The 26,313-nt window shown below is 57.9% G+C and carries 21 protein-coding genes; 9 read left to right on the top strand and 12 right to left on the bottom strand.

The window, feature by feature from the left end; genetic code table 11:
* Nucleotides 1-38: 38 nt before the first annotated feature.
* From QMG15_RS07325 to lptF, 8 genes are read right to left on the bottom strand one after another with little or no spacing between them, the layout of a single operon-like run.
* Nucleotides 39-443, bottom strand: a complete 405-nt coding sequence (locus QMG15_RS07325; RefSeq protein ID WP_281788044.1) for a YkgJ family cysteine cluster protein — start codon at nucleotides 441-443, stop codon at nucleotides 39-41.
* On the bottom strand, nucleotides 440-1,363 hold the full coding sequence (locus tag QMG15_RS07320; protein WP_281788043.1) for a class I SAM-dependent methyltransferase: 924 nt from the start codon (nucleotides 1,361-1,363) through the stop codon (nucleotides 440-442). The genes QMG15_RS07325 and QMG15_RS07320 overlap by 4 nt, the downstream gene beginning before the upstream one ends.
* Before the next feature lie 7 nt (nucleotides 1,364-1,370).
* On the bottom strand, nucleotides 1,371-2,309 hold the full coding sequence (locus QMG15_RS07315; protein ID WP_281788042.1) for a cyanophycinase: 939 nt from the start codon (nucleotides 2,307-2,309) through the stop codon (nucleotides 1,371-1,373).
* A gap of 15 nt (nucleotides 2,310-2,324) precedes the next feature.
* On the bottom strand, nucleotides 2,325-3,488 hold the full coding sequence (locus QMG15_RS07310) for a pyridoxal phosphate-dependent aminotransferase (protein WP_281788041.1): 1,164 nt from the start codon (nucleotides 3,486-3,488) through the stop codon (nucleotides 2,325-2,327).
* 10 nt (nucleotides 3,489-3,498) lie between these two features.
* Complete coding sequence (locus tag QMG15_RS07305) at nucleotides 3,499-4,440, bottom strand: CysB family HTH-type transcriptional regulator (protein ID WP_108402749.1); 942 nt, start codon at nucleotides 4,438-4,440, stop codon at nucleotides 3,499-3,501.
* 57 nt (nucleotides 4,441-4,497) lie between these two features.
* Complete coding sequence (locus tag QMG15_RS07300; protein ID WP_281788040.1) at nucleotides 4,498-4,884, bottom strand: CbiX/SirB N-terminal domain-containing protein; 387 nt, start codon at nucleotides 4,882-4,884, stop codon at nucleotides 4,498-4,500.
* A 9-nt stretch (nucleotides 4,885-4,893) separates the two neighbouring features.
* On the bottom strand, nucleotides 4,894-5,994 hold the full coding sequence (gene lptG / locus QMG15_RS07295; RefSeq protein ID WP_281788039.1) for an LPS export ABC transporter permease LptG: 1,101 nt from the start codon (nucleotides 5,992-5,994) through the stop codon (nucleotides 4,894-4,896).
* On the bottom strand, nucleotides 5,991-7,094 hold the full coding sequence (gene lptF / locus QMG15_RS07290; RefSeq protein WP_281788038.1) for an LPS export ABC transporter permease LptF: 1,104 nt from the start codon (nucleotides 7,092-7,094) through the stop codon (nucleotides 5,991-5,993). Before lptF ends, lptG begins: the two co-directional genes overlap by 4 nt.
* 24 nt (nucleotides 7,095-7,118) lie before the next feature.
* Here lptF and QMG15_RS07285 point away from each other — a divergent pair, with 24 nt between their 5' ends.
* The 9 genes from QMG15_RS07285 (at nucleotide 7,119) to QMG15_RS07245 (ending at nucleotide 17,931) form a co-directional block, all read left to right on the top strand.
* Nucleotides 7,119-8,597, top strand: a complete 1,479-nt coding sequence (locus QMG15_RS07285; RefSeq protein WP_281788037.1) for a leucyl aminopeptidase — start codon at nucleotides 7,119-7,121, stop codon at nucleotides 8,595-8,597.
* Nucleotides 8,594-9,040, top strand: coding sequence for a DNA polymerase III subunit chi (locus QMG15_RS07280; protein WP_108358786.1), 447 nt, complete (start codon nucleotides 8,594-8,596; stop codon nucleotides 9,038-9,040). Before QMG15_RS07285 ends, QMG15_RS07280 begins: the two co-directional genes overlap by 4 nt.
* A gap of 40 nt (nucleotides 9,041-9,080) precedes the next feature.
* Nucleotides 9,081-10,223: a branched-chain amino acid ABC transporter substrate-binding protein gene (locus QMG15_RS07275; RefSeq protein ID WP_281788036.1), complete on the top strand. Its 1,143-nt coding sequence runs from the start codon at nucleotides 9,081-9,083 to the stop codon at nucleotides 10,221-10,223.
* A gap of 193 nt (nucleotides 10,224-10,416) precedes the next feature.
* Complete coding sequence (locus QMG15_RS07270; protein ID WP_108358784.1) at nucleotides 10,417-10,608, top strand: hypothetical protein; 192 nt, start codon at nucleotides 10,417-10,419, stop codon at nucleotides 10,606-10,608.
* A 161-nt stretch (nucleotides 10,609-10,769) separates the two neighbouring features.
* Nucleotides 10,770-11,813 carry a rod shape-determining protein gene (locus QMG15_RS07265; protein WP_281788035.1) on the top strand — a complete coding sequence of 348 codons (1,044 nt, stop codon included), beginning with the start codon at nucleotides 10,770-10,772 and terminating at the stop codon, nucleotides 11,811-11,813.
* A gap of 52 nt (nucleotides 11,814-11,865) precedes the next feature.
* On the top strand, nucleotides 11,866-12,294 hold the full coding sequence (locus QMG15_RS07260) for a hypothetical protein (protein WP_281788034.1): 429 nt from the start codon (nucleotides 11,866-11,868) through the stop codon (nucleotides 12,292-12,294).
* 62 nt (nucleotides 12,295-12,356) lie between these two features.
* Nucleotides 12,357-13,481 carry an efflux RND transporter periplasmic adaptor subunit gene (locus QMG15_RS07255; protein ID WP_281788033.1) on the top strand — a complete coding sequence of 375 codons (1,125 nt, stop codon included), beginning with the start codon at nucleotides 12,357-12,359 and terminating at the stop codon, nucleotides 13,479-13,481.
* Nucleotides 13,481-16,585 carry a CusA/CzcA family heavy metal efflux RND transporter gene (locus QMG15_RS07250; RefSeq protein WP_281788032.1) on the top strand — a complete coding sequence of 1,035 codons (3,105 nt, stop codon included), beginning with the start codon at nucleotides 13,481-13,483 and terminating at the stop codon, nucleotides 16,583-16,585. Before QMG15_RS07255 ends, QMG15_RS07250 begins: the two co-directional genes overlap by 1 nt.
* Entirely contained in the window at nucleotides 16,582-17,931 is a 1,350-nt protein-coding gene (locus QMG15_RS07245) for a TolC family protein (RefSeq protein WP_281788031.1), read from the top strand. Before QMG15_RS07250 ends, QMG15_RS07245 begins: the two co-directional genes overlap by 4 nt.
* A gap of 21 nt (nucleotides 17,932-17,952) precedes the next feature.
* Here the strand turns inward: QMG15_RS07245 and QMG15_RS07240 are convergent, their stop codons facing one another.
* The 4 genes from QMG15_RS07240 to QMG15_RS07225 all read right to left on the bottom strand — a co-directional run bounded on the left by QMG15_RS07240 (nucleotide 17,953) and on the right by QMG15_RS07225 (nucleotide 25,861).
* Entirely contained in the window at nucleotides 17,953-18,408 is a 456-nt protein-coding gene (locus tag QMG15_RS07240) for a RidA family protein (protein ID WP_108401414.1), read from the bottom strand.
* Nucleotides 18,409-18,466: 58 nt separating this feature from the next.
* Nucleotides 18,467-19,531 carry a transglutaminase family protein gene (locus tag QMG15_RS07235; RefSeq protein ID WP_281788030.1) on the bottom strand — a complete coding sequence of 355 codons (1,065 nt, stop codon included), beginning with the start codon at nucleotides 19,529-19,531 and terminating at the stop codon, nucleotides 18,467-18,469.
* 3 nt (nucleotides 19,532-19,534) lie between these two features.
* Entirely contained in the window at nucleotides 19,535-22,192 is a 2,658-nt protein-coding gene (locus QMG15_RS07230; RefSeq protein ID WP_281788029.1) for a circularly permuted type 2 ATP-grasp protein, read from the bottom strand.
* A 102-nt stretch (nucleotides 22,193-22,294) separates the two neighbouring features.
* A complete protein-coding gene (locus QMG15_RS07225) occupies nucleotides 22,295-25,861 on the bottom strand; it encodes a transglutaminase family protein (RefSeq protein WP_281788028.1) in 3,567 nt (1,188 codons plus the stop codon).
* Nucleotides 25,862-26,313 lie beyond the last annotated feature (452 nt).

Genomic DNA, 26,313 nt, shown 5'->3' with positions numbered 1-26,313 from the left:
CACGCATATGCAAATGGAATCGCCGGTTATTACAAGACTTAGCGCGATTTTTTCACCGCCCCAAACGGACAGTGATTCGGCCTTGGCCCCACTTGCGGGTGCAGTCGGCAGGTATTGGGGCGTTTGTCGTAAACGGTGCAGCGGCGGGTTTGGGCATCTAAGAATTGGCAGTCGCCGCTGGCACGGCGGGCGAGGGTGAAGATGCTGTTTTTGAAATTGAAGTGCTCAATCAGGCCGGCTTTGCTTAAGCGTTTGGCGATCTGTTTGGGTTCTTCGTGTTCGGCTTCAAAGGGGTCGACCAGTTCTAAGCGCACCAAGTCTGGCAGCTTGACTTCGACGGGCATGGTGCAGCAGTTGGCAGCGCAGGTGTCGCACAGGCCATTGCGATAGCGTGTCCAGGTTTCTGGGCGGTCCACATCAACCACTGAAATGGGCGATCTCATAGCTCGGGGGCCTTGTACACCAGCACTTTGAGCGCGCGTTCGGGCGACACATCGGCAAACACCGCGGGGTTGGGGACGCGTTGTTCAAACACAAGTTCCGGAGCGAGTTCTTGCATTTGGTCTTGCAAAAAAGAGAGGCCCAGTTCGGGGGCGTTGAGGCACAACAAGGCGTGCCCGCCAGGTGCCAACAGCTCTGGCAAACGGCGCATGAGGCGGGCGTAATCTTTGGTGGCCACAAAGCTGCCTTTTTGGTAGCTGGGCGGGTCCACGATGACGAGTCCGTAAGGGCCGCCGCGTGTGATCTTGCCCCAGGTTTTGAAAATGTCGTGCGCTAAAAAACTCGCACCCGAGTTGAGGCCGTTGAGCTGGTGGTTTTGCTGGCCCGTGGCCATGGCACCGTGGCTCATGTCCACGTTCACCACGTGTTTGGCGCCGGCCTGTTGTGCCACGACGGAGAAGGCGCAGGTGTAGGCAAACAGGTTGAGCACTTTGAGCTTGGGATGGGCGGCCACATGGTGGCGTACCCAGCGGCGGCCTTCGGCCATGTCGAGAAACAGTCCGTGGTTTTGGCCTTTGAGCACATGCACCCGAAAGCGCGCGCCTTCTTCGGTGACCACATGCGGGTCAGGCACAGCGCCGCTCATCAGCCGAGTTTCAGTTTGGCTTTCATGGCGGCATTGAAACACCCAGTTCAGGGGCTGTTCAGGGGCGATGTGTTGCCAGCGCGCATGCAAGGCTGCACCCACGGTGGCCAGCTCGTCGTCGGTGGTGGGTTTGAAGCTGGTGAGAACCAACACAGGCGGGAAAGCGTCGAGTGCCCAATGTTCACAGCCTGGGTGCAAACCGCCGCGGCCATGAAACACGCGGTGTGCGTCGGTTGAAAGTGCCATCGTGGCGATGGCGTTGAGCAAGGCTTGCATGAATGTCTTAACCGCGCATCGGCCCTGTTTTGGCCAGCATCGAGAGGGCATCCCACAGCAACACCGGTTGTTTGCGGTTTTTGGGATTGCTGGGCAGCACATAGCGGTTGCCTGCTGGTAGCACATGCAGTTGCAGGCCCAGCATTTCGAGTTTGTCGCCTTCGTCAATCGTGTCTGAGTTGCTGCGCATGCGTCGTGGATCGACCAAGGTGACGGTGCCGCGCCCAACAATTTCTACCGACTGGTTGGGCTCAATCACCAAGGCGGTGTCTTCGTCAATGCCCACGCCCAAGAGGTCGGGGCGTTGTGCCAAAGCCGAGAGCAAACGGCTCAGACGGTGGCGTTGTGAGAAGTGTTGGTCCACGATGGCGTTGGGCATGAAGCTCAGGCCAATGTCCATCAATACCACGTCCTTTTCAGGTGTGGGCGTGGGAGCGCCTTGCGCCAGCATGTGGCGCGACATCACAGCCGCGCCTGCGCTGGTGCCCGCAATGCACGTGTTGTTCAGATGAAAAGCGCGGTGCATGGCCTGCGATGCAGGGGATTCCCACAAGCATTGCATGAGTCTGTTTTGGTCGCCGCCGGTGATGAAGATGCCATCGGCCTCGGCCAGTTGGCTGACCACATGAGGTTCAGATGCATCGTCGCGGGTGAGCATGGGCACCACCTCGCAGTTGAGCGCACCTAGGTCTTGAAACACAGCTTGGTAGCTGGCCCACACCACATCGGGCACACCGCTGGCTGCTGTGACGACACGAATTTTGGCGTTGGCACCACCGCTGAGCTCAAGAAACTTGCGCAAGATGATGCGGTCTTGCTTGCGGTCTTCCGCGCCACCAATGATGACCAAGCGGCCTTGTGTTTTCGCGGTTTGTGCAGCGAGCCCGATGGGCAACGCTGCGCTGGCCAGCAGGCTGAGCAGCTGGCGTCGGTGAATGGAGGTCATGTTTTGAAAGGGAGCTTACAAACGCGCCAAACGGCCCAGTGCCAACTTCAAAGTTTCGTCCTTCTTGGCGTAGCAAAAGCGGACCACGCGTTGGTCAAACCCATCGGCGTAAAAGGCCGAGAGGGGAATGGCGGCCACGCCAATTTCAGAGGTGAGCCATTTGCAGAAGTCGGCTTCGCTCAAGTCTTTCTCGGGTACGCCTAGGTTGGCTATGCGCACGCACTGAAAGTAGCTGCCTTCCGAGGGCAACAACTCAAACTTGGTTTGGGCCAAGCCTTGGCGAAACAGATCGCGCTTGGCGCCATAGAAGGCGGGCAGTTGCAAATAGGGCTGTGGGTCTTGCAGGAATGCAGCCAAGCCGTGTTGCACGGGCGTGTTGACGGTGAACACGTTGAACTGATGCACCTTGCGGAACTCGGCGCTGTAGGCCGCAGGGGCCGCCACGTAGCCAATTTTCCAGCCCGTGACGTGGAAGGTTTTGCCAAAGCTCGACACGATGAACGCACGCTCGGCCAAGCCGGGGAAGCTGGAGGCGCTCAGATGTTGCAGCGGGGCGTAGACCATGTGCTCGTACACCTCGTCGCTGATGAGCACGATGTTGGTGGGGGCAAGCAGCTCTTGTAATTTCAACATTTCCTCGCGCGTCCACACGGTGGCGCTGGGGTTGTGCGGGCTGTTGACGATGATCGCGCGGGTCTTTGGGGTGATGGCCGCCGAGATTTTGTCGAAGTCGGGGCGGAAGGTGCCGGGCGTGAGCGGCACGCGTACGGCCACGCCGCCCGCCATGTCGATGTTGGGGATGTAGCTGTCGTAGCAGGGTTCGAGCACGATGACTTCGTCACCCGCACGCACCACGGCCAAGATGATGCTGAGGATGGCTTGTGTCGCACCCGCAGTGATGGTGATTTCGCTGGTGGCGTCGTAGCGGTATTGGTAGAGCGACTCAATCTTGTCTGCCACGGCTTCGCGCAGCGCGGGCACGCCGGTCATGGGCGGGTATTGGTTGAGGCCGTGGGTCATGGCGTCGTTCACGCAGGCGACGAGTTTGGGGTCGCAGTCAAAGTCGGGAAAGCCTTGGCCGAGGTTGACGGCGTTTTTCTCAGTGGCCAACGCCGACATGACTGTGAAGATGGTGGTGCCGATTTTGGGGAACTTGGTATCGAGGTGCGGTGTGGTCATGTTGCGTGGCTTACATATTGAAGTCAGTAGGGTGGCCGTCGAGGGCCTTCATGATGAGGTTGCGGTCGAGGCGGTCGCTCAACAGGGCAGCAAAGTCATACACAAAGTGGCGAATGTAGGCACTGCGCTTGAACGCAATACGCGCCACGTTTTTGCCAAACAGCTGCGAGGCGGGGCGGGCGACGAGGTCGTCGTCCAAGCCGTCTTTCACGGCCATCTCGGCCACGATGCCCACGCCCAAACCCAAACGCACATAGGTCTTGATGACGTCTGAGTCAATCGCTTCAAGCGCGATGCGTGGTGAGAGGTTCTTCGCTGCAAAGGCTTTGTCAATGCGGGTGCGACCTGTGAACGACGGGTGGTAGGTGATGATGGGCTCAGCCGCCAAGTCTTCGAGCGTGATGCGTACTTTGCCCGCCAGTGGGTGTGATTTGGGGATGACCAACATGTGTTCCCACTCATAACAAGGCAGGGTCACCAGTTCGGGGTACTCCGAGAGCGATTCTGTGGCAATGCCAATCTCGGCCACTTCGTCCATCACCATTTGCGCCACTTGTGCGGGCGCCCCTTGGTGCAGGCTGATGTTCACGTTGGGGTAGGCCTCGCGCAGCTTGGCCACGGGCACGGGCAGCACATAACGGGCTTGGGTGTGGGTGGTGGCGATGGACAAGGTGCCGCTGTCTTCGGCGCTGAACTGCTCGCCAATGCGCTTCAAGTTGCCCACCTCGCGCAGGATGACCTCAATGCTGCGCAGCACATGCTGGCCTGGTTCGGTCACACGCTTGAGGCGTTTGCCGTGGCGCGAGAAAATTTCGATGCCCAGCTCTTCTTCTAGCTCAATGATGGCTTTAGACACGCCCGGCTGTGAGGTGTGCAGTGACTTAGCCACCTCGGTGAGGTTGAGGTTGCGGCGGACGGCTTCTTGAACGAAGCGGAATTGATGTAAGTTCATGGCGCAATGGCTAAATTTGCGACCCATTATGCCTTAATGATCTAATTAATCAGTTTCTTATGCTTTTGATGTGGGCTGACTGTTGGCGCGCCCCAGTGCGATCTCCGCGAGCAAGTCGAGCAAGGCATCTTGCTCACCCACGGCGGGTTGACAGGTGATGTCGATGCTTGGGTGGCTGGCTTTGAGGGCGTGCATCAGTTCGGGCAAATCTTCGCGCGCATGTCGGCCCACCCCCAAAAACATAGGCACCACGCATAAGCTGGTCGCGCCTTCGGCGACCAAGGCGTTGGCCACATGGGGCAGGTCGGGTTCAGTCAGCTCAAGGTAGGCGCAGCGCACCACGGTGCCGGGCGAGCGCTGAGCGATGCGTTCGGCCACGGTTTGGATGGGCTTGTGCCACAGCGGGTCGCGTGAGCCGTGGGCAAACAAAATGATGGCGTGCATGTAAAAACCTTATTGGCGCAGCACCAGCCAGCCAAAGGCTGCCAGTGAGGCGAGGGTGTAGAGCATGCCAGGTGCCGCGGCTGCAAACCAGGGTGCCCAGCTGTTGATGTTGCCGATGTAGCTGAACACGTTGTTGAGCAAAAAGAAGCTGATGCCAGCCAAGACCCCACCAAACACATGGCTGGCAATGTTGCCGCTGCGGAAATGCAGGTATGCAAAGGGGAGCGCAAGCACCACCATCACCAAACAACTCAGCGGATAGAACACTTTTTTCCAGAACTCAATCTCAAAGCGTTGCGTGGTTTGGCCGTTAGCGCTCAAGTGTTGGATGTATTGAAACAAGTCAATCGTGCCCATGCGTTCGGGCTTGAGCAGGGCAACAGAGATCATTTCAGAGGTGATGCCGGTGGGCCAACGCTGGCTGTCCGCATGCTTGCGCGCCAACGCTGATTCATTGTTTTGGCGAACGACCTCGTTGCGTTCGATGTTGCGCAAGTCCCAGGCCTCATCGTCTGACAGCAAGCCCACCTCAGCCTTCGTCAGTGCGACCCATTGGCCGTCTTTGTTGAATTCAAAAATTCGGATGCCTTTGGGGTTGCCTTCAGGCGTGAGGGTGCTCACATTCACAGCGTAGCTGCGGTCGTCTTGACGCTCGCGCAACCAAGCACCGGTTTGTCCCACGGTGATTTGCCCCAAGTAGCGCGATTTCAAGAGCTGGCCGTAGCGGTCACAAAACGGTGACAAGTAGTCGCCCACCGCAAACGTCAGCACCACAAACGCCAACCCCAAGCCCATCAGGTTGCGCAGCGCCAAAGTAGGCCCAAGTCCGCTGGTGCGAAGGATGGTGAACTCCGAACTTTGTGCCAAACGTGCCATCACAAAAATAGTGCCGATCAACACTGAAATAGGGAGCAATTCATACAAGTGGCTAGGCACGAGCAGCAGCACGTACGAGAACGCGTGGCTCACTTGGTAGTTGCCGCCGTTTTTGCCAACGTTTTGCAGTTCGTCCACAAAGTCGAAAAAGAAGAACAGCGCCAAAAAGCTCAGCGTCACAAACGCCACGGCAATCAGCACTTCGCCGTAAATCAGTCGTCGCAAGGTTTTCATGCGGCAGTTTCCTTGGCGCGGCGTTTGACCAACAGGTTGCGCCAGCTCCAGTTGTTGTGGCGGACGGCTAACCAAGTCATGGCAAACAGGAACACGCCGCCGTGCAAGGCAATCAGGTTCGGCAAGAACTGAACTTTGCCCGAGCTGATCCAGCTTTGGCTGAGGTTGATGAAGTTGTAATACACCACAAAGATGAACAAAGCCAAGGCCAAGTTGCCGCCGCGCCCCACTCGGTGGTTGGCACTGGTGATGGCCAAGGCGATGACCAACAAGTTAAATGCCGCAATGGCCAGACCCAAACGCCAAGCCAACTCACCCAAATTGCTGGGTGTTCGATTGCGCAGGAGCTGCAGCGAATGGATGGTTTTGGTGGGTTGCTCGGCTGCGGCCTTCACATCTTGGCTGATTCGTGTGCCGTAGACCTTAAATTCGCTGACTTTCAGCTCGGTCTCGCCGTTGGTTTGCTCCACGCGCTGGCCAATGTCTAACACCAAGAAACGGTCTTCATCGATGGTTTCAACGTGGCCCTTTTTGGCAGACGTCATGGCTTGCTTGCCACGCTCGCTCGAAGAGATGAAGACGTTTTTGCCTTCTTTGTTCTCCACGCTTTCCTTGTCAACGAAGAACACCCGCAAACCATTGGCAGACTCTTGGAACTGTCCGGGCGAGACGCGTTCTAAATCGCCGCGTTGTTCAAAGCGCTCTTTGAGTTCACTGATTTGCTGGTTGGACCAAGGCCACACCAGCAACACCAAAACACTGACCGTCAGCAACGTGGGCCACGCAAAGCGAATCATGGGCTTCAGGATGGCGCGCAAGCCGCGGCCGCTGACCAACCAAATCACCATTTCACTTTCCAAATACATGCGAGACAGGGTGCCCACCGACGCGATGAACAGGCTCATGGTGAGCACCGTGGGCAAGTGTCCCAACATGGTGTAGCCCATGACCAAACTGATTTCAGTTGGGTTGACGCTGCCGCTCGAGGCCTGACCGAGCGTGCGGATGAGCATCATGGTCATCACGATGGTGACCAAGACGATGAGCGTGGCGCCAAAACTGCGTGCCAGCTCTTTGCGAATGGAGGAATGGAATAACATTAGCGACAGAGGAAAACCGCAATTATGAACTTCGAGCTCAAGACCCTAGATTTACACGCTGCAGCCACGCATAAAACCGATGCGTTGATTATCTTGGTATCTGCCAAGGACAAGCCTGCCAAAGACGTTTTGTCGCAACTTATTTCTGAGGCACGCAAAAGCGGTGATTTAGACGAGTCGCCCGCCAAGCTGCTCAGCGTGTGGCGCCCGCAGGGCGTGAGCGCCCAACGTGTGGTTTTGGTGTCCAGTGGCGATGGCAGCGCTCGCATCGTGCGCCAAGCCGTGACAGCGGCAGTGGCTTCGCTCAAGACGGCTAAGCCCGCCCACATCACCGTGTGTTTGGCCGATGCCAGCGCACATCGCCTGCAAGCTGCGGCTCAAGCTGTGGCCGACACCAGCTATGTGTACACCGCCACCAAACCCTCGGCCAAAGCCGCAGGCTTGACGCGCGTGGTGCTAGCTTTGCCAACGGCTGAAAAGACCAAAGCCGCCAAACACGAGTTTGACCTTGCCCGTGCCCAAGTGGCCGGTGTGTCACTGGCCAAAGAGTGGGGCAACCGTCCCGCCAACCACGCCACCCCTACCCATTTGGCCGATGTGGCCCAGAATTTGGGCAAGAAGGCGGGCATTCAATGCCAGGTGTTGGGCCCCAAAGAAATCGAAAAACTCGGCATGGGCTCGTTCGCTGCGGTGGCACGTGGCTCGGTCGAGCCTTTGCGCTTCATCGTGTTGCAGTACAACGGTGCCGCCAAAACAGTAGCCCCTACGGTGTTGGTGGGCAAGGGCATCACATTTGACACGGGGGGTATCTCCCTCAAACCAGGCCCCGGCATGGACGAGATGAAGTTCGACATGTGCGGCGCAGCCAGCGTGCTGGGCACGTTTGAAGCGCTGTCGCATTTGAAGCCCGCCATCAACGTGGTCGGCCTCATTCCTACTTGTGAAAACATGCCCGATGGCACAGCCTTGAAGCCCGGTGATGTGATCACCAGCATGAGCGGCCAAACCATTGAGGTGCTCAACACCGATGCCGAAGGCCGCCTGATTTTGTGTGACGCCTTGACCTACGCCACACGCTTCAAACCCCGTGCGGTGATTGACATTGCCACGCTCACCGGCGCTTGCGTGATTTCGCTGGGCCATGTGCGCAGTGGTTTGTTCTCGCCCTCGGACGACTTGGCGAATGCCTTGTTTGCCGCTGGCGAAGCTGCGTTGGACCCTTGCTGGCGCTTGCCTTTGGACGAGGAATATGCCGAAGGTCTCAAGTCCAACTTCGCCGATGTGGCCAACGTGGCAGGGCGCGAGGGGGGCTCCATCACCGCAGCCAAGTTCTTGCAGCGTTTTGCCAAAGACTACCCTTGGGCACATTTGGACATCGCGGGTTCAGCCTGGAAGAGCGGCGCTGCCAAAGGCGCGACAGGCCGCCCCGTGGGCTTGCTGTTGCAATACCTGTTGGGCACGACTCAGGCCGCGTCAAAAACGCCTGCAAAGAAAGCGAAATGACCGAAATCGCTTTTCACTTCAACGCGCCCGACAAACTGGCCTACGCCTGCCGCTTGTTGCGCAAGGCCGTGGCCAGTGGCGCGCGCGTGGTGGTGACGGGCGCGCCTGCTTCGCTGCAAGCGCTAGACACGTTGTTGTGGACCTTCTCGCCTCTTGAGTTTGTGGCGCATTGCCGCGCTGGTAGCCCCGCTGAACAGCTGATGGCATCGCCCGTGGTGTTGGCTGCACAAATTGAAGGTGGGCCTGAGCTGCCGCATCACCAAGTGCTGCTGAATTTGGGCGGCGAGGTGGCAGCAGGTTACGAGCGCTTTGAGCGCACGATTGAAGTGGTCACCCTTGACGACGAAGACCGCCAGCAAGCGCGTCAGCGCTGGAAGCACTACGCGGATCGCGGGTATTCCATCACGCGCCATGATTTAAAGCTGAAGGACACTTCGGCCTGATTTTTCTGTGTTTTTCTTTTCCACTTTTAAGGAGTTCTTGATGCATCTCTCTTTCAAATTGACAGCCGTTGCAACTTTGGCTGCGCTCAGCAGTTTGGCGCTGGCGCAAGAGCAAGTGGTGAAGATTGGTCATGTGGCACCTGTCAGCGGTGCCATCGCTCACTTAGGCAAAGACAACGAATACGGTGCACGTTTGGCCATTGAAGAGCTCAATGCCAAAGGTGTCAGCATCAACGGCAAAAAAGTGAAATTCGAATTGGTGGCCGAAGACGATGCCGCCGATCCCAAGCAAGGCACAGCCGCCGCGCAAAAGTTGGTGGACGCCAAAGTCAGCGGCGTGATTGGCCACTTGAACTCAGGCACGACCATTCCAGCGTCCAAGATTTACAGCGACGCCGGCATTCCCCAAATTTCGCCATCTTCGACCAACCCCAAGTACACACGTCAAGGCTACAAAACAGCCTTCCGCGTGGTGGCGGACGACGTGCATTTGGGCGGCACTTTGGGTCGCTATGCGGTGAACGAACTTAAAGGTAAATCCATTGCCGTGATCGACGACCGCACAGCCTACGGCCAAGGCGTGGCTGAAGAATTCGAAAAAGCGGTCAAGGCCGCTGGCGGCAACTTGGTGGGCCACGAGTTCACCACTGACAAAGCCACTGACTTCATGCCCATCTTGACCACCCTCAAAGGCAAGAAGCCAGACATCATCTTCTTTGGCGGCATGGACGCCGTGGGTGGCCCGATGATGAAGCAAATGAAGTCCCTCGGTATCAAAGCCAAATTCATGGGCGGTGACGGTATTTGCACCAACGAGATGATCAAGCTTGCAGGTGACGCCATGGCTGACGGCCAAGTGGTGTGTGCGGAGGCGGGCGGTGTGGACGGTGCGTTGAAGAAGGGCATGGATGACTTCAGCGCCAAGTTCAAGAAGCGCTTCAACGACGATGTGAAGCTGTATTCGCCTTATGTGTATGACGCCGTGTATGTGATGGTCGATGCGATGCAGCGCGCCAAGTCCAGCGAACCTGCCAAGTATTTGCCAGAGTTGGCCAAAACCACAGGTTTCAAGGGTGTGACCGGCACGATTTCGTTTGACGCCAAAGGAGACATCAAGAACGGCGCCCTGACGCTGTACACCTTCAAGGCTGGCAAGCGCGATCAAATTGCAGTGGTTCGTTAATCCTTATTGACTCATTTGGGATTTTTAAAAACCACCTTCGGGTGGTTTTTTTATGCTTTTTGAAATCAATAAATCTATACAAATCAAGCACTTATCTTTTTATTTTTAATTTGATCTTAATTATTTTATAAATTGTGTACACCAAATGAAAGTCTGACGCGTTGATTTCTCACTAAGTTCTCAGGAGCCTAAATTGGATAAATCAGTTGTTCAGATCGAATCGCCAGATGTGGCCGTGGAGCGTCGCTTCAAAATTGTGTCTTCAGAGAAGACCGGCATCAAAGCCACATTCGATCGCATCCGCGCCCAGCTCGCCCAAGAGGCAGAGCAACGAAGCCGTCCCGCTTCGCGCATGTATTCTGGTTTCAGAGCTGTAAAAGCTTAAGCTCAATTTATTTTCAAAGGCGCCTTGATGGCGCCTTTTTTATTGGGCCTATTTAATTAGTTTTTCTTTAAATTAGAAGATTTGTACACCTTGAAGCGTATGGACGGCACAGGTGGTCGTACGGATAATTTCCAGTGACGACTCCTTAATGTGAGGTTATTTTGCTTTCCAAATTGACGAAGTTTTTTTCGACTGATATTGCCATCGATTTAGGCACAGCGAATACGCTGATTTACACCAAAGAACACGGCATCGTTTTGGATGAACCTTCAGTCGTGGTGATTAAAAAAGACGGCAAGATCTATGGCAAAACTTCGGTCTTGGCTGTGGGCAACGAAGCCAAAGCCATGTTAGGCCGTGTGCCCACAGGGATTGAGGCGATTCGCCCCATGAAAGACGGCGTGATTGCTGACTTCACCGTGACTGAGGTGATGCTCAAGCACTTCATCAAGCTGGCGCATCCCCAGATGTTGTTCAAGCCCAGTCCACGCATTGTGATTTGCGTGCCCTGTGGTTCCACCCAAGTTGAGCGGCGCGCCATTCGTGAGTCTGCCGTGGGCGCTGGCGCCTCTGAGGTCTATTTGATTGAAGAACCCATGGCTGCCGCCATTGGCGCGGGCTTGCCCGTGACCGAACCTTGTGGCTCTATGGTGGTGGACATTGGTGGCGGCACCACCGAGGTTGGCATCGTGTCCCTAGGCGGCATGGTTTACAAAAACAGCGCGCGCATTGGTGGCGACAAGTTTGACGAAGCCATCGTCAACTACATCCGCCGCAACTTTGGCATGTTGATTGGCGAGCAAACGGCAGAGCGCATCAAGAAGCAAATTGCCACTGCATTTCCCACGGGTGATGTGAGGGAAATGGAAATCACTGGGCGTAACTTGAGTCAAGGTATTCCGCAAAGCTTCACCATCAGCTCCACCGAAGTTTTGGAGGCCTTGACTGACACGTTGAACAACTTGGTGTCCACGGTCAAGATCGCGTTGGAACGTACGCCGCCAGAGCTGAGCTCTGACATCGCTGAGCGCGGCATCATGCTCACGGGCGGTGGTGCTTTGTTGCGTGATTTAGACCGTCTGATTTCTGAAGAAACTGGTTTGCCAGTGTTGATTGCAGAAGATCCTTTGACCTGTGTGGCCCGTGGTTGCGGTTTGGCGTTGGACCAGTTGCACAGCGTCAGTGGCATCTTCACGGCAGATTGATAAGGCCTCCGCTTCAGCGGGGCTTAAGCTGGCTTGGTTTAAGATTCCAGCCGTGACGCAGCAAACCTCCCTATTCAAAACGATGTGCCTTTATTTGGCCATTGCGCTGGTCGCCTTGTTGGCGATCGGCCCGTTTTTGCACGCGCATTACGGCACCTCCAAGGTGACAGGTTTGCATGTGGCTGGCGTGAGTTCTGTGGCTGTCACGGCCGAGCCAGCATTGGCCATGACCAGCTTTAGCCAGGACGATGAGCAAGAGTCTGCGGCGGTGGGCGTCGAAACTTCTTATGCACGCCAAGCGGCGTTGGATGTGCAAGAGCAGCCGCAGAGCCTGTTGATTCTCACCGTCTTTGTCATGGTTGCGCTGATTCAGCGTGTGGTTTCTTTCTTGCTCACGCCAGACACGCAACGTGCTGGCCGTCCTTCTTTTCTTGCCGGCTTTCCGCCGTTGCCGCACGCACCTCCCACGTCTCGCTTCTGATATTTAACGCGTGTGCACGTCTATGTGCATCGTCTATCGGTCAGTGATGTGTGGAGTTGGTGATGTTCACTTTTTTCAAGTTGTTTGTTCGTGGTGCTTTTGCGTGGGCGCTGTCTGCATGGGTGTTGGGTGCGTTGGCGCAGGTTGCACCGACCCAATCTACGGCCAGTGCGCCTTTGTTGTTGCCTCTCAACGCCAAGCAACAAGCCAGCCTCGGTGTGCAAGTGGCAACGGTGCAGGCGTCTACAGGCGGGCAGTTGCTGGCCAGCGCCACGGTGGTGATGCCGCCAGGCAAAGAATTCACGGTGTCTGCGCCGTATGCAGGCCAAGTGTCTCGCCTGTTGGTGGGCGTCGGTGACTCAGTCAAAGCGGGCGCTGCCTTGGCGCATTTCACCAGCCCCTTGTTGGGGGATGCACGTCGCTTGCTCAACGAAGCGTCGTTGGATTACAAAAACGCCTCAGCTGCTGCACAGCGTGACCAAGCCATGTTTGACGAAGGCATCATCCCCGCCGTGCGTTTGCAGCTGAGCCGTTCCAAACAAGAAGCCGCGCAAGCGCAGCTGCACGCACGCGAGGCCGAGCTGGTTGCCGCAGGCATGCGTTTTGATGCCAACACAGGCTACGCCACGGGCACGCTCAAAGCACCGTTGTCGGGCACCGTGTCCGAGGCTTTTGTCGCCGTGGGTCAACGCGTGGAGGCGGGGGCTATGTTGTTTAAGTTGGCTGACAGCTCGCAGTTGCAGCTCGATGTGCAACTCTCATCCGACAAAGCCGCGCAGCTGCAAGTGGGCGACGAGGTGAGCATTGCTTCGCGCAATGCCAAAGCCAAAATTATTGGTGTGAGCCGCGCGGTGGATGCCAGTCAATCGGCCCGCGCACGCGCCACAGTGACGAGCCGTGGTAGCTTGCAAGCGGGTGAGTTGGTGTCGGTCACCGTGCATGCCAAAGGCAAAGCCGGCTTGGCCAAGTCCGATACGCAATGGCTGGTGCCTGCACGTGCCGTCACGCAATGGCGTGGCAAGCCTTGGTTGTTTGTGGCGAATGACAAAGGCTTTGAAGCGCAAACGGTGAACGTGATTTCTTCCACCGATGACTTGTCGTTGGTGGAGGCAACCTTGCCTGTGGGCAGCAAAGTGGCGGTCACAGGCATTGCCTCTCTGCGTGCCTTGTTGCAAAAGGACGAGTGATGTTTGAACACCTCATCCGTCTGAGTCTGCGTTTTCGCAGCCTCACGCTGGCGTGTGCTGGCGTGCTGTTCATCGCAGGCACATACGCCTGGCTCAATTTGCCGATTGACGCCTTTCCCGATATCTCGCCCACGCAGGCCAAGGTCATTCTCAAAATTCCTGGCATGACACCCGAAGAGGTGGAACAGCGCGTGGTCAAACCCATCGAGCAAGAGCTGCTTAGCATCCCCAACAAACGCATCGTGCGTTCCATCTCCAAGTACGGCATTGCCGACATCACCATCGACTTTGACGAGGGCGTGGATTTGTATTGGGCGCGCCAACAAGTGTCTGAGCGTTTGGGCTCGGTCATGCGCGATTTGCCCGCCAGCGTGAGCGGTGGCTTGGCCCCCATCACCACGCCCCTGAGCGAGGTGTACATGTTCACACTTGAAGGCGACTTCGGCTTGGCCGAAAAACGCCGCGTGCTCGACTGGGTGATTCGCCCCGAGCTACGCACCATCCCCGGTGTGGCCGAGGTCAACTCGCTTGGTGGCGAAGTGCAAACCTTTGAGGTGATTCCCAACACGGCCAAGATGGCGGCCATGGGCGTGAGCATGACCGACTTGCGACAAGCCTTGCTCGCCAACAACAGCAACGACGGTGCAGGCCGATTGACCGCTGGCGAAGAAGCCTTGGTGGTGCGCGTAGAGGGCGCTGTGAAAACGCTGGACGATTTGCGTGCCGTGCGTTTGACCACCACACGTAACGCACGGGTGCAGCTCGACGATGTGGCCACCGTCACGCATGGCGCACTCACACGCTACGGTGCCGTGACGCACGATGGACAAGGCGAAGCGGTCGAAGGCCTGGTGCTAGGCATGCGTGGTGTGAATGCCCGCCAGTTGGTGAATGCGGTCGATGCCAAGTTGGCCGAGATGGCCCCGCGCTTGCCCAAAGGCATGACGGTGAAGACTTTTTACAACCGAGGCGAATTGGTCACGCGTGCCGCAGACACGGTGATTCGCGCTTTGATTGAAGCGGCTGTGTTGGTGTGCATCACCTTGTATGTGTTCTTGGGCGGCATGCGTGCTGCGGTGGTGGTCGCCGTCGCGTTGCCCTTGTCGTTGCTGAGCACTTTTGTGCTGATGCGCAGCTTTGGCTTGACTGCCAATTTGATGAGCTTGGGTGGCTTGGCCATCGCGCTGGGTATGTTGGTGGATGCAGCGGTGGTGGTGGTGGAAAACATCGAAACCGCATTTGCGTCGCACCCAAAGGGTCACGCTCTGTCGAAGACCGAAATTTTGTTGCGTGCCGTGCGTCAGGTCGTCAAGCCCGTGGCGTCTGGCGTGCTGATCATTTGCGTGGTGTTCTTGCCATTGCTTAGCCTTGAAGGCTTGGAGGGCAAGCTGTTTGCGCCTGTGGCGGTGACCATCATCATGGCGCTGGCATCGTCTCTGTTGTTGGCCTTCAGTGTGATTCCGGCTTTGGCCTCCATGGTGCTGAAGGAAGAGGGCGCGCACGAGCCTGTGGTGATGCAAAAAATTCATGCCGGGTACCTGCGCTTGCGGGAACGCGTGTGGGCCAAGCCGCAGTGGCTGTATGGCGTGTCGGTGGCATCACTGGTGGTGGCGGCGGTGCTGTACAGCTTCATTGGTAAAACCTTCATGCCGACTTTGGATGAAGGCGATATCTTGGTGCAGCTGCAAAAGCTGCCTTCGATTTCCCTGGAAGCTTCGCTGGAAATTGACACCCGTGTGCAGCAAGCCATTTTGGAAAATGCGCCCGAGGTCAAGTCCATCGTCGCCCGTGCAGGCTCTGACGAGTTGGGGCTAGACCCCATGGGCTTGAACGAGACCGACACCTTCTTGGTGCTCAAGCCTAAAAGCGAATGGCGCGGTAACAAAGACGACATCGTCGACGCGCTGCGCGTGGTGCTGGATGGTTTTCCGGGTTTGGTCTACGGCTTCACGCAGCCCATTGAAATGCGCGTGTCTGAAATGCTCACGGGCACACGCGGCGATGTGGCCATCAAAATTTTTGGCACAGACCTCGGCAGCTTGAACGAAGCCGCCCACCAAATTGCCGATGCCGTGCGCACCATCCCCGGTGCTGCCGAGGTGATTGCGCCCAAGGCCGAAGGCTTGCAATACGTGTCGGTCCGTTTGAACCGCACCACCCTAGGCCAAGCAGGCTTCAGTGTGGAGGCCTTGCAGCAAGCATTCAAAAACCAAGTGGAGGGTGAATCACTCGGCTACGTGTTGCAAGACGGTGTGCGCATGCCGCTCACCTTGCGCGGCAATGAGGCCACGCGCCAAAGCCCAGAAGCGTTTAAAAACCTGCAGCTCGCCGCACCCGATGGCCGCGTGTGGGCCGCCAGTGCGTTGGCCGACATCCGCTTGGTCGATGGACCCATCCGTGTGGACCATGAGCAAAGCGCGCGCTTCACCAGCATTCAAGTGTCGGTGGATGGTCGCGATTTGACGGGCTTTGTGGGCGATGCCCAAAAGGCTGTGGCAGCCTTGAAGCTGCCCAGCGATGTGCGCATTGTGTGGGGCGGTCAGTTTGAAAACCAGCAACGCGCGGCAGCGCGTTTGGGGCTGGTCATTCCTGCGGCCATGGTGCTCATCTTCACCATCTTGGTGTTCACCTTTGGTTCGGCCATTCAGGCGGGCATCATCTTTTTGAACATCCCGTTTGCGTTGGTGGGCGGTGTGGTCGCACTCGCGGTCTCGGGCGAATATTTGTCGGTGCCCGCGTCGGTGGGCTTCATCGCGTTGTTGGGCATTGCCGTGCTCAATGGTGTGGTGATGGTCACGCACTTCAACGAACGTTTGCTCGACGGCGAAGCGATGGACGTGGTGGTGCGCCTAGGCACCGAGCGGCGTTTGCGTCCTGTGTTGATGACGGCGGTCATCACCGCGCTGGGCATGATTCCGTTGCTGTTTGCCACGGGGCCCGGTTCGGAAATTCAACGTCCTTTGGCCATTGTGGTGACAGGTGGTTTACTCAGCTCCACCTTGCTGACCTTGCTGTTGTTGCCCAAATTGTTTGAACGCTTTGGTGGGCTAGAGAGCGTGCCGTGGCATGCGCTCACGCGCTTCTTGCCTTGGAGAAAATCATGATACGTTTTGTGACATCTGATGTCGTGGCCTTTGCTGTGGCTTGCACTTGTGTTTTGACGCTAGGGGCAGCGCAGGCGCAGCAGCCTGCTGTTTCTGCAACAGCAGCATCTTCTGCTGCGTCATCAGCCTCAGCCTCGACGGTGACATCACCGCTCTTGCCTTATCTCCCCGCTGAAGCTGCGGTGAAAGATGCCTTGCTCAGCAGCCCCTTGATGCAAGCCGCGCGCTCTAAAAAAGAAGCAGGCACAGCACGCGCCAAAGGTATTGACTCAGGCAACGCCGAGTTCACCTTGCGCAGCACGTCGCAACGCCGCCGTGATGTGGCCGCAGGTACACAGCTGCACGAATCGATGGTGAGCATCGAGCGCCCCGTGCGCTTTTGGGGCAAACGCGGCATGGACGCGGACCTTGCCACACAAACCCAAGCCTTTGCCGACATCGAATACGCCGATGCCATGCACGAAGGCGCGCGCGAGTTGATGCGTTTTTGGTTTGCTTACCTGCGCGCTTTGGCTGACCAAAAAAATGCGGTGACCACCTTTGACTTGGCCGCCAAGATGCAGCGCCTCACGCAAAGCCAACTCAAGCAAGGTGAAATTTCCCAGCTCGACGCAGAGCTGGCCAATGCCGAGTTTGAGCGCATCACCGCAGCACGTTCGGTGGCCGATGCGCAGTTGGCCTCCAGTGCGTCAGCCTTCACGCGTCGCTATGCGGGCATGGCCTTGCCCACGCACATGCCTGTGGCCTTGCGTATAGACGCGTCAGCTAGCTTGCCCGCTTTGACTGAAACCATGGCTGCCATGCGCCAAGAGTTTTTGGATAAAAACCACGAACTCAACATGATGCGTGTGGACGCTCAACGTTTGCGTCTCGCCGCTGACCGTGCTTCGCGTGACAGATTGCCTGACCCCACATTGGGCGTGTTCAGTGGGCGCGAGCGGGCAGGGGCCGAAACCATTTCGGGTGTGATGTTCTCGATGCCGTTCCCCAGTGCCTCGCGCTTTCACCACGCCAGCGCAGCAGTGGCCGATGCGCAAGCGGCCAGCGACAACGTGCGGCTGGCTGAGCAACAACTGGGCGCCATGTTTGACAGCATGTGGATTCAGTTTCAGCACAAACGCACAGCCGCCGACAACTTGAAATCTGCGGCCCAACGCCAAGCCTTGGCCGCAGAAAAATCGGTCAAGGCCTACACCTTGGGCGAGGGCAGTTTGTCGCATGTGTTGCTGATTGCGCGCCTCGCCAGTGACAACCTCAACGCCGCTGAGCGCATGCAGCTCGAGGTGGTGGAGTTGCTGGCGTTGATTCGTCTAGATCTACATCAGATCTGGGATTTTGATGAATGATTTGGTAACGGAATAAGCTACTTAGGCGAGTTCGGCAATCAACTCAATTTCCACGCAAGCGCCCAGAGGCAATTGCGCCACGCCAAACGCGCTGCGTGCGTGTGCGCCTTTGTCGCCAAACACTTGGCCAATCAGTTCGCTGCAGCCGTTGGTCACCAAGTGGTGTTCGGTGTAGTCGGGGCTGGAGTTGACCAAGCTCATCACTTTGACGATGCGCTTGACTTTGTTCAGGTCACCTACGGCGGCGTGTAAGGTGCCCAACAAATCTACTGCCACTGCGCGTGCGGCTTGCGCGCCTTCGGCGGTTTGCATGGTCTTGCCCAGTTGGCCCGTCCACACTTTGCCGTCTTGTTTGGCGATGTGGCCGCTCAAAAACACCAAGTTGCCTGTTTGCACAAATGGCACGTAGGCCGCAGCGGGCACAGCCACGGGAGGCAGGGTGATGTTCAGGGCTTGGAGTTTGTCGTAAACGCTCATGTGGAATTCCTTGTTTGAATTCAGCGATTTTAAGAGCGCACAACGCGTGTGACGGCGTTCAAAGCACTTCGGTTTGGTTCTGACTTTGTGATTGGCTTTGCGATGTCCCTTGGGACTGCGTCTGCGACTGCTCTTGTGATTGCGACTGAGATTGCGTTTGCTCAGATGTCGCCATCAACTCCGAAGCCGGTTGCACCGTCACAGCCACTTCAAGTGTGTGGCTAGCGCCGCCATGAATCACGCCACGCACAGGCGATACATCGGCGTAGTCGCGGCCAATGGCCAAGGTCACGTAGTCGATGCCGGGTGAGCTCAAGCCCCAACGGTTGTTGGTGGGGTCCAGATCAAACCACTGGCCGTGGGTGGCGAGTGCACCTGTCTTCGCGGTTTCAGCGGCATCGTCCAAAACGTCTGGCACATAGACCGACACCCAGGCGTGAGAAGCATCGCTGCCAATCAAACGGGTTTGGCCTTCAGGCACTTCGGTCACCAAATAGCCGCTCACATAGCGCGCCGCCAAACCTTGCGTGCGCAAGCAGCCGATGAGGATGTGGGCAAAGTCTTGGCACACGCCTTTGCGGTTTTTGAGAGCTTCAAGCGCAGGGGTGTTGATGTCGGTGCTGGCGGTTTCGTAAGTGAACTCTTGGTGAATGCGCGTCATCAAATCGCACGCGGCTGCCAGCACGGGGCGAGCAGGCACAAAGCTGGCGCGCGCGTATTCGGCAAAGTCGGGATGCGGCTGCACATAGGGCGAGGCAAACACATATTCAGTCGCAGCGTCCCACGCAGCGCCCGAGTGATACACAAAGTGTTCGCGCACGTTTTCCCAAGCGGGGGTGGTCAGCGCTTGCTCGGGTGGGTAGGGGATGAAGTGGGTGTCAACCGTGCTGTTGGCCGTGATGCTGAGTGTGTCGTGCACCACAGGCAGCGAGAAGAAGGTGCGGTTGTTGCCAAACACATCCACATGCGTGCTGGTGGCCGCAGGCGTGGGGGTGATGTGCAGCTCGGCGTGTTGCACCGTTTGTGCGGCATCGCTGCGCGGTAGCAAATGCGCCATGTGCTGCGCGGTGTTGACCTGCGGCACATAGTGGTAAGTGGTGGTATGGGTGATGTACAGCAGCATGGTTCAGGCCCCCACGCTGTCGGCGTCGTCGGTGTGGCTGAAATAGTGCGACGTGATGGCGTCAGATACTTGCCATGCGGCTTGCATGCACTCGGTCAGGCACGCACGCAGGTTAGGGTGGTGGCCCACATCGTTCGGCATGCAGAGTTGTTCTAAATCGGTTTGCTTCAAATCGGGCACCAAACGGGCCAAGGCATCGGGCTCACCCATGGGGGTGTTTGCCAATTTGGACAAACGGCCACGCAGCGTGCGCGCCACCCATGCGAGTGAGCGCGGGTTGTCGTTGTCTTGCACCAGCAGCTCAATCAGCGGGGCCAGTTCGCGGCTTTGTTGGTACTGCGCTTGGAAAGTGATGGTGCTGTCAAACAGCGACAACAGCGCTGCGTAGTGCGAGCTGTTTTCATCTGCACTGTCAGCGTCATCGGCGGTGTGTTCAAACGCACCCACTTCGACAGCCAAGTCGAGTGCAGATGACAAAAATCCCAAACGCTCCACGTGGCGGCCAATGCTCAGCAGTTGCCAGCCGTCGTCACGCGTCATGCGGTCGGTTTGCGCACCAGTGATGGCGGCTAATGCCGAGCTGGCCGCATCGAGGGCCTGCATGGCTTGTACGGCAGAGAACGCACGCGGTGAGCCCGCTTGTGCGCAATCGGCGCTGAACTGGTCCACACAATGCACGATGGCGTTCCAGTGCTCGGGCGACAAGCGCTCGCGCAGCGACGAGGCCGCTTGCTGCAAAGCGCGCAAGTTGTAGCCCACGCTGGTGCTGTGATCGTCTTGGTCCAAGCAGGCAATGAGCGTGCGTTCAAACACGCGGCGGCGTGCGCCCATGCTGGGGGTGCTGTTGGCTTTGTCTTCGCCAGCAGCGTGTGCCGATGGCACGCCCGCAGGCACGAGGCCTTGGCGTTGGGTGAGCAACTGCAGCCATGCCCACAGGCTGCGTGAGGCGGGGTCTTCGCCATTCAAGGCTTCGATGCACAGGCGCACCAAACGCACCATGTTTTCGCTGCGCTCGGTGTAGCGGCCCAGCCAATACAAGTTTTCGGCGGCGCGGCTGGTGACCATGCGCTCGCGGTGTTTAAAGCCAGAGGTGGCGTTGTACTTGGGCAGCAAGCTGCTGCGGTCAATGTCGGCATGGGTTTGCACCCACACATCGGCGCTGCTGCCGCCGCGTTGCATGGAAGCAATTTGTGCATCCGGTGCTGCAATGCGTGCCAAACCACCGGGCAACACACGCCACGCATCTGGGCCATCGCCAGCGCTGTTGCGCAAGGCAAACACACGCAGCATGACCGAGCGTTGCACCACGCCTTCGGTGGTGTTTTTCCACGTGGGCATTTGCGACAGTGGTGAGTAGGCCTGCAAGGTGTAGCGGTCGGGTTGGCGGGTGATGCGGCCCACCCATTCGTCGCGTTGTGCTTGGGTGAGTGTGCGACCTAAAACAGACTGAATGGTTGCATCAAACGTGCCGTGCGTGGTCGAGCCCGGGTAGGTGGGCTTGATGGCCATGTGTTCGAGTTGTGGCAACACCGAAGCCAAGGCTGCACGCTCGCCACACCACCAAGTGTCGAGTGCAGGCAGTTGCAGTTCTTCGCCCAACAGCTTTTCGCTGAGTGCGGGCAAAAAGCCCAACAAAGCGGGCGACTCTAAAAACGCCGAGCCAGGTGCATTGGCCACCACCACGTTGCCAGCGCGCACGGCTTGCAGCAAACCGGGAATGCCCAAGGTGGAGTCAGCGCGCAATTCAAGTGGGTCTAAGAACTCATCGTCCATGCGCTTGAGCAACACATGCACAGGCTCTAAGCCACGCAAGGTGCGCAGGTACACACGCTCGTCACGCACGGTCAGGTCATGGCCTTCGACCAATGTGAGGCCTAAGTAGCGGGCGAGGTAGGCGTGTTCAAAATAGGTTTCGTTGTACGGTCCGGGCGTGAGCAAGGCCACGTGGGCATTGGCACCTTCGGGGCTGTGCGCCTTGAGCGACTCCACCCACACACGGTAGGTGGCCGCCAAGCGCTGAATGTTCATGGCCTCAAACGCTTGCGGAAATTGGCGCGAAATGAGCAAACGGTTTTCTAGCAAATAGCCCAAGCCCGAGGGCGCTTGCGTGCGCTGCGACACCACGGCCCAGTGGCCGTCGGGTCCACGCGCCAAGTCAAATGCTGCGATGTGCAAATGCGTGCCACCCACAGGTGCCACACCATGCATGGCACGCAAGTAGCCCGGGTGGCCTTGCACCAAGGCGGGCGGAATCATGGCTTCGCGAATCAATTGCTGCGGGCCATACACATCGGCCATCATGCGCTCGAGCAAACGTGCGCGTTGCTTCACGCCCACTTCAATGTGCTGCCAGCTCTCAGGCGTGACGATGAGGGGGAACAGATCCAAAGCCCAAGGCCGCTGCGGTCCGCCTTGGCTGGCATACACGTTGTAGGTGATGCCGTTGTCGCGCACTTGGCGCGCCAAAGTTTGGGTGCGACGGTCTAGGTCGTCGAGGCCGGTGTTGCCCAGCTGTTCAAAAAACGTGCGCCAAGGTGAAGATAGGTCATGTGCATTTGCCTCTTCTGCCATTGCTTTGGCTACCGATGTAGCGGCAGGCGAACACTTGCCTTGCAACTCATCAAAGTGCCCGCTGTCGGCGGGATGTGCAAGGCCTTTCACCACGTCAACCAAACGTGGCGAGGCAACAGACGCTGAAGGGGGTGAGGAGGGCTTTTGCACAGTGGCTGCATTGTCTCACCGCCTTCGGGTTTGGCCATGTTTTTAAACCCGTCGCAAATCCAGCGTGAACGGGAACTCTTTGCTGGCAGGCACCCCCACGGTGGCTTGCGGCACATCGAGTTTGCCCGGCGTGTGGCCCAGCGGGAAAAAGCGCGACAAGCGGCGGCTTTCAGCCTCGTAGGCGTTGACAGGAAAGCTGTCGTAGTTGCGCCCGCCCGGATGCGCCACGTGGTACTGGCAGCCGCCGACCGAGCGCTTCATCCACGTGTCCACAATGTCAAACGTCAGCGGCACATGCACGCCAATCGTTGGGTGCAATGCGGATGACGGCGCCCATGCGCGGTAACGCACGCCAGCCACGTATTCGCCCACCGTGCCTGTGGGTTGCAATGGCAGCGGCGTGCCGTTGACCGTGATGGTGTGGCGGCTGGGGTTGAGGCCCGCCACATGCACCTCGATGCGTTCCAGCGACGAATCCACATAGCGCACCGTGCCACCACTCGAGCCTTCTTCGCCCATGACGTGCCAAGGCTCCAAGGCGTTGCGCAGCGTGAGGTTGATGCCCAGTGTTTGCAAGTCGCCCACGCGTGGAAAACGGAATTCAAAGTGCGGCGCAAACCAGGCAGGGTCAAACTGAAAACCACAATCGCCCAGCTCAGTCAGCACATCGTCAAAGTCGGCTTTGACGAAATGCGGCAGCAAGAAGCGGTCGTGCAGCTCGGTGCCCCAACGCGTCGCAGGGGCTTGGTAGGGGGCTTCCCAAAAGCGAGCCACCAAGGCGCGCAGCAAGAGCTGTTGCACGATGCTCATGCGTTCGTGCGGCGGCATTTCAAAAGCGCGTAGTTCGAGCAAGCCTAAGCGGCCTGTGGATGAATCTGGCGAGTAGAGTTTGTCGATACAAAACTCACTGCGGTGTGTGTTGCCTGTGACGTCAATCAGCAGGTTGCGCAGCGTGCGGTCCACGATCCATGGTGGCATGAATGTGTCGCCCCCACGTTCCCCCACTGCGTGTGGGTCACTGCCCCCCGAGGGGGCTTTCGCAGCTTGGGACGGCCCGGCGCTGCTCAGACCAAATTTCTCGCTGTGTCGACGGATCTCTGCCAGTGCAATTTCTAGCTCGTAAATTTGGTCGTTACGTGCTTCGTCCACACGCGGTGCTTGGCTGGTGGGGCCAATGAACATGCCGCTGAACAAATAGCTCAATGACGGATGGTTGTGCCAATACAAGATGAGCGATGCCAACAGTTCGGGCTTGCGCAAGAACGGGCTATCCGCTGGCGTGGCACCGCCCATCACGATGTGGTTGCCACCGCCTGTGCCGGTGTGGCGGCCATCGGTCATGAACTTCTCGGCCGACAGGCGTGATTCAAACGCGGCCTTGTACAAGAACTCGGTGTGGTCCACGATTTCCAGCCAGTTGTGGGCGGGGTGGATGTTGACTTCAATCACACCGGGGTCAGGCGTGACTTGCAGCACTTTCAGGCGCACATCGCGTGGGGGCGGATAGCCTTCCAACACGATCCGTACGCCCAACTCTTCTGCCGTGGCTTCGATGGCACTGAGCAGTTCTAGGTAGTCTTCCAAGTCGCCGAGCGGCGGCATGAACACGTAAATCAAACCTTGTGGGTTCTCCATCGCCTTCAACTCAACGGCAGGGCCGTTGGCGCGCGATGGATCGCGCACTTCCACGCAAATCGCGGTGCGGGTGATCCAATGCGCCGATTGGTCTTTGGCTGGCACAGGGTGTGCGGTGCCGGGCACAAAGCCGTCTTCACCCATACCCGTTTGCAGGCCCACCGTGCCGCCTTGGGCTAAGCCGCCGCCTGCCACGTGGGTGTTGATGTGGTGGTCGTAATGTGTGTGACGTGCGTGGTGCGAGTACTGCGCGCGCAAAGCCGCCGCGTGGGGCAGGGGCTTGCGCTCGGCAAAGTGGTCTTGCTCAATCGCGTAGGGGTAGTCGGCTTGGCTGACCCACGGCAGTGAGTCGAGTGGCAAGCGCAAGCCCATGGGCGAATCGCCGGGCACGAGGTACATGCGCTCGTCGCGCAGGAACCAAGGGCCCGTGCTCCAGCGCGGACCGCCTGCCACTTCACCGGCTTTGAGGGGCAGCACATAGCCCACGGTTTTGTCTAAGCCTTGGTCAAACACGCGGCGCAGGCGCACGCGTTCCATCTCGTCGTCGAGCTTGGCATCAAACGGGTCCACGTTGACAGGCAAGCGTCGCTCGCGCCACAGGTAGTACCAGGTGTCTTCATAGCCCGGGGTGATGTATTGGTCGTCCAGCCCCAGTTTGTGTGCGAGGGTTTGGGTGAAGCGTTGTGCGTCTTCGGTGGTGTATTGGCTGGGCACGCGCTCGTCGGCAAACAAATCGGGGTTGTGCCAGCAAGGGTGGCCGTCGGTGCGCCAGTAAATGCCCAACGCCCAGCGTGGCAGCTGCTCGCCCGGGTACCACTTGCCTTGGCCGAAATGCAAGAAGCCGCCATCACCGTATTCGGCACGCAGCTTGTGCACCAATTCGGTGGCAAAGCCGCGTTTGGTCGGGCCCAGTGCATCGGTGTTCCATTCTGGTGCGTCGCGGTCGTGCACGGTGACGAAGGTGGGCTCACCACCCATGGTCAGGCGCACATCACCTTCTGTCAGTCGGCGGTCCACCTCGTCACCCAAGGCCAGCACTTCCATCCATTCTTCTTCGGTGTAGGGCTTGGTCACGCGTGGCGATTCAAGAACGCGGGTGACTTTCATCTCATGGCCAAATTCGACCTCGGCTTCGTCCACCAAGCCTTCAATCGGCGCGGCGCTCGATGGCTGTGGTGTGCACGCCAGCGGAATGTGGCCTTCGCCAGCCAGCAAGCCAGACGTGGGGTCAAGGCCAATCCAGCCTGCGCCGGGCAGATACACCTCGCACCACGCGTGCAAATCGGTGAAGTCCACCTCGGTGCCGCTGGGGCCGTCGAGCGACTTCACATCGGGGGCGAGTTGAATCAAATAACCAGACGCAAAGCGTGCGGCCAAGCCGCAGTGGCGCAGCAAGTTCACCAGCAACCAAGCGCTGTCGCGGCACGAGCCGCTGCGCAGGGTGAGCGTTTCTTCTGGCGTTTGCACGCCGGGTTCCATACGGATGGTGTACGCAATATCTTCGTGCAGCTTGCGGTTGATTTCCACCAGAAAGTCGATGGTGCGAATTGGCTCGCGCTTCAGTGCTTTGAAGTCGATGCTCTTGAAGTAGTGCTTGAAGTTGGGCGTGAAGCGGTTGGTCACCAAGTAGGGGGCCAGTTCTTGCGCCGAGGTGACGCCATAGGCGAAGGGGAACTTTTCGGCGTGTGGCTCGAGGAAGAAGTCAAACGGGTTGTACACCGCCATCTCCACCACCAAGTCCACCGTGACTTTGAACTCGGTGGTCTTCTCGTGAAACACCAAACGCGCTTGGTAGTTCGCAAACGGGTCTTGCTGCCAGTTGATGAAGTGCTCGGGCTCGACCTTGAGTGAGTACGAAATCACGTTGCTGCGGCAGTGGGGAGCAGGGCGAAGGCGAATGACCTGCGGGCCTAACTCAACCAAGCGGTCGTAGCTGTAGTGGGTGACGTGGTGGAGTGCGGCATGGATAGACATGAACTACAACTAGCAAAACACGCGCCAAGCCTGATGCGCCAATGCGGTGCACGTTTTGGGGCATGCGCATGATTTGTATTGCTGTGCGTGCACGGGGGCTTGGTCGTGTTTTAAACACCAAGCTAATATTTAACTAGAAGTAAATATTAGTTAATTTTAATTCGATATTATGAGTAATAAATAGTTAATTTAAAGAATGACTTCAATGCTTCATTATCTAGCACAGCTCTTGGTACTAAGACGCGGACACCAAGTTGCGAGTCTAGTGACTGTCTTATGTTTGGCCATCAATGTTTCAGCTCAAATCACTTCCGCTCAAGAGGGTGATCTTGGCATTCGTAACCGGCAAGAGTTGCAGAGGCAGCAGCAACAAGACCAGCAATTGAGGCAGCAACTTGAGCGCACCTCGGATGTTCGACTGTCTGTCCCCGAAAAAGCGACTTCGCAGACAC

The sequence above is a fragment of the Limnohabitans sp. INBF002 genome, assembly GCF_027924905.1.
Taxonomy (GTDB): Bacteria; Pseudomonadota; Gammaproteobacteria; order Burkholderiales; family Burkholderiaceae_C; genus Limnohabitans.
The sequence above is the reverse complement of the archived record's forward strand: the minus strand, read 5'-3'. Positions and strand labels throughout refer to the sequence as shown.

What these genes read in the sequence shown, in the direction of transcription:
- QMG15_RS07325 (WP_281788044.1), bottom strand. Translation starts at nt 443, where the DNA reads ATGAGATCGCCCATTTCAGTGGTTGATGTGGACCGCCCAGAAACCTGG.
- QMG15_RS07320 (WP_281788043.1), bottom strand. Translation starts at nt 1,363, where the DNA reads ATGCAAGCCTTGCTCAACGCCATCGCCACGATGGCACTTTCAACCGAC.
- QMG15_RS07315 (WP_281788042.1), bottom strand. Translation starts at nt 2,309, where the DNA reads ATGACCTCCATTCACCGACGCCAGCTGCTCAGCCTGCTGGCCAGCGCA.
- QMG15_RS07310 (WP_281788041.1), bottom strand. Translation starts at nt 3,488, where the DNA reads ATGACCACACCGCACCTCGATACCAAGTTCCCCAAAATCGGCACCACC.
- QMG15_RS07305 (WP_108402749.1), bottom strand. Translation starts at nt 4,440, where the DNA reads ATGAACTTACATCAATTCCGCTTCGTTCAAGAAGCCGTCCGCCGCAAC.
- QMG15_RS07300 (WP_281788040.1), bottom strand. Translation starts at nt 4,884, where the DNA reads ATGCACGCCATCATTTTGTTTGCCCACGGCTCACGCGACCCGCTGTGG.
- lptG (WP_281788039.1), bottom strand. Translation starts at nt 5,994, where the DNA reads ATGAAAACCTTGCGACGACTGATTTACGGCGAAGTGCTGATTGCCGTG.
- lptF (WP_281788038.1), bottom strand. Translation starts at nt 7,094, where the DNA reads ATGTTATTCCATTCCTCCATTCGCAAAGAGCTGGCACGCAGTTTTGGC.
- QMG15_RS07285 (WP_281788037.1), top strand. Translation starts at nt 7,119, where the DNA reads ATGAACTTCGAGCTCAAGACCCTAGATTTACACGCTGCAGCCACGCAT.
- QMG15_RS07280 (WP_108358786.1), top strand. Translation starts at nt 8,594, where the DNA reads ATGACCGAAATCGCTTTTCACTTCAACGCGCCCGACAAACTGGCCTAC.
- QMG15_RS07275 (WP_281788036.1), top strand. Translation starts at nt 9,081, where the DNA reads ATGCATCTCTCTTTCAAATTGACAGCCGTTGCAACTTTGGCTGCGCTC.
- QMG15_RS07255 (WP_281788033.1), top strand. Translation starts at nt 12,357, where the DNA reads ATGTTCACTTTTTTCAAGTTGTTTGTTCGTGGTGCTTTTGCGTGGGCG.
- QMG15_RS07250 (WP_281788032.1), top strand. Translation starts at nt 13,481, where the DNA reads ATGTTTGAACACCTCATCCGTCTGAGTCTGCGTTTTCGCAGCCTCACG.
- QMG15_RS07245 (WP_281788031.1), top strand. Translation starts at nt 16,582, where the DNA reads ATGATACGTTTTGTGACATCTGATGTCGTGGCCTTTGCTGTGGCTTGC.
- QMG15_RS07240 (WP_108401414.1), bottom strand. Translation starts at nt 18,408, where the DNA reads ATGAGCGTTTACGACAAACTCCAAGCCCTGAACATCACCCTGCCTCCC.
- QMG15_RS07235 (WP_281788030.1), bottom strand. Translation starts at nt 19,531, where the DNA reads ATGCTGCTGTACATCACCCATACCACCACTTACCACTATGTGCCGCAG.
- QMG15_RS07225 (WP_281788028.1), bottom strand. Translation starts at nt 25,861, where the DNA reads ATGTCTATCCATGCCGCACTCCACCACGTCACCCACTACAGCTACGAC.